Annotated in this window: 2 protein-coding genes, 1 tRNA gene and 1 pseudogene; all 4 read right to left on the bottom strand. The window is 37.2% G+C overall.

Annotated elements, in window-relative coordinates; all coding sequences use genetic code 11:
* On the bottom strand, positions 1–476 hold a 476-nt coding region (locus tag PLK24_RS11235), incomplete at its 3' end, for a class I SAM-dependent methyltransferase (RefSeq protein WP_349770687.1).
* A 204-nt stretch (positions 477–680) separates the two neighbouring features.
* Positions 681–758: transfer RNA gene (locus PLK24_RS11240), tRNA-Pro, on the bottom strand.
* Between the two features lie 104 nt (positions 759–862).
* Complete coding sequence (locus PLK24_RS11245) at positions 863–1,348, bottom strand: Hsp20/alpha crystallin family protein (protein WP_324479188.1); 486 nt, start codon at positions 1,346–1,348, stop codon at positions 863–865.
* An 81-nt stretch (positions 1,349–1,429) separates the two neighbouring features.
* Positions 1,430–1,767 (bottom strand): annotated as a pseudogene (locus tag PLK24_RS11250) (glutamate formimidoyltransferase); the annotation flags it as partial.

Below are 1,767 nucleotides of genomic sequence, written 5' to 3' on the forward strand. Positions count from 1 at the left end.
GGTCGTTCATCGGTAAACCATGACTCATATGTTACAGCAATATAGCCGTCTTTTTTTAGAAAGTCTTTCCAATAATTCAAGCCTTTTTTAAAACCGATATTGGCAATAGCTCCTTCAGACCATATAACATCAAATTCTTCATTTTGAAACGGTAAATTATCCATTGAACCGACAATGCCTTTTATTCTATTCTGCAAACCGAGCTTTTCAGCGTTAGTATTAAATTTTTCAATAAAATCGGGGGAAAGATCAAGTCCAGTAATTGTTCCTTTGGTGTTTTGTGCAAGAATCATTGTTTGACCGCCGGTTCCACAAGCAAAATCTGCAATATTTAATTCATTGGAAAAATTGTCAATAAAACTTAAAGCCCTAATAGTAGATTCAGGGCTACCAGGCCCCTGCCGTTCCAGCCTTCCAAAATAATCACAAATTAAGTTTAAATCAAAATCGTGAATTAATGTTTTTTCGTTTTCCATATGCAAAGCTATATTTGGATTAAGTAAGTCTTTTTCTTTCATTCAATTTCTCATCCCCCTAATACCGGTTTCGAGTCTTTTAACTTCCCTCATGAAAAAGCCTTGGGATTCATTGTTTTTTGCTGACGAAGATTGAAAGAGATATGTCCAGGTTCCACCCAAAGGGCCCAAAAAAATTTAGGTAAAAAACACTTACATTTAATATGGTCGGGGCGAGAGGATTTGAACCTCCGGCCTCTTGAACCCGAGTCAAGCGCGCTAACCAGACTGCGCTACGCCCCGATAGATTTAAACTATAGCAAAAAAAAAAGTTTCCTTCAACCGGTCAAGCATTTTTTTAACCAATAAAAAAAGGCGGGCGATTTGCCCGCCTTTTTCACCGGCGTCTATTTGGTTTCTATTTCTACCTTTTTTGCCTTGGGCTTACTCGGTTCAGTTTTAGGTAAGGTAATTTTTAAAATTCCATCTTGATAGTTTGCTTTAACTCCATCTTGATCTACTTCGGTTGGTAAACCTATAACTCTTTCGAAATTTCCTCGATATCGTTCCATAATGCAACAACCGGTATCTTTCTGCTCCCATTCATCCTTCACTTCTCCACGAATTTCGATTCGGTCTGCTGTAACATTGATATCGATGTTCTTTGGATCAATTCCTGGTAGTTCAGCTTTTAACACAAATTCAGTATCGGTCTCAGTCATGTCGATCGGTGGATAATTACTCCTTCGCAATGGTACATTCGCTAAAGTAAAATCAAATAAATCATCAAACATACGATCGAAATCGGAACGAAGATCAAATACATCCCAGAGCCTTCGAGCAGGCCTTAATAGCCTATCTTCTTTCCTTAATGATAGGGATTTGTTCACCATGTTTCGTACCCCCTTTATTTTTTTTCTGTTCAGTATTCATTATAATCAAAGAAGGTCAAATTGTCAAGACTAAGGTCAAATTTAGTCAAAATTTTCTATAAAATGATATTCTAAAACCTGAGATATTTTTAAATCGGGAATGGATAAATAATATCCTACAATATCCACCAAGCACTCCAGAGGAACCAAACCAATTATCTCCGATCCCTGAATTTCTACACCATAACGACGGGCTTCTATTTTTACCAATTCATAAGCCTGAACAACCGTACTCATTCGGTAATTTAAAAGGTTCATCGACACTTGAACCAGATCTCGACTCCTTAAGTTGACACCGATAGCTTTAACACGGGTTAATCCTCCGTATTCTCCCCTCACTTTTTTAGCAATTTCCTTGGCAATTTTTATATCAGTACTTT

The sequence above is a fragment of the Atribacter sp. genome, from assembly GCF_035418125.1.
GTDB lineage: Bacteria > Atribacterota > Atribacteria > Atribacterales > Atribacteraceae > Atribacter > Atribacter allofermentans.

Excerpts from the sequence above, each read along its gene's own strand:
- PLK24_RS11245 (WP_324479188.1), bottom strand. The coding sequence starts at position 1,348 with ATGGTGAACAAATCCCTATCATTAAGGAAAGAAGATAGGCTATTAAGG.